Here is a 285-nt window from a genome sequence, read left to right on the forward strand (position 1 = left end):
AATATATTTCCAGAACGTAATGGTAGCAACGAGCAAAAAGGTGATAGCACACCGCGCATACCCGACATCAGGGATATTCTTGATATTTTCCCTCAGCCACTGCGGGAAAAGCTGTTGAACAAAATCAGTGAAGCCATCGACTATGAACCCGTGATTGGTGTCATGGGAAAAACTGGCGCGGGGAAAAGCAGCGTATGTAATGCGCTGTTTAAAGGGGAGGTTTGTGCAGTTAGCGACGTTGAGGCATGTACTCGTGAAGTTCAGGAATTGCATATACGCTTCGGA

1 protein-coding gene is annotated in these 285 nt (G+C 46.7%); it reads left to right on the forward strand.

Translation table 11 applies throughout. The features are described 5' to 3' along the window. Positions 1-285: GTPase (locus tag LZP73_RS20645; RefSeq protein WP_234236839.1), on the forward strand; the 285-nt coding region annotated here is incomplete at both ends.

The sequence above is a fragment of the Shewanella sp. AS16 genome (assembly GCF_021412365.1).
Lineage (GTDB): Bacteria > Pseudomonadota > Gammaproteobacteria > Enterobacterales > Shewanellaceae > Shewanella > Shewanella salipaludis.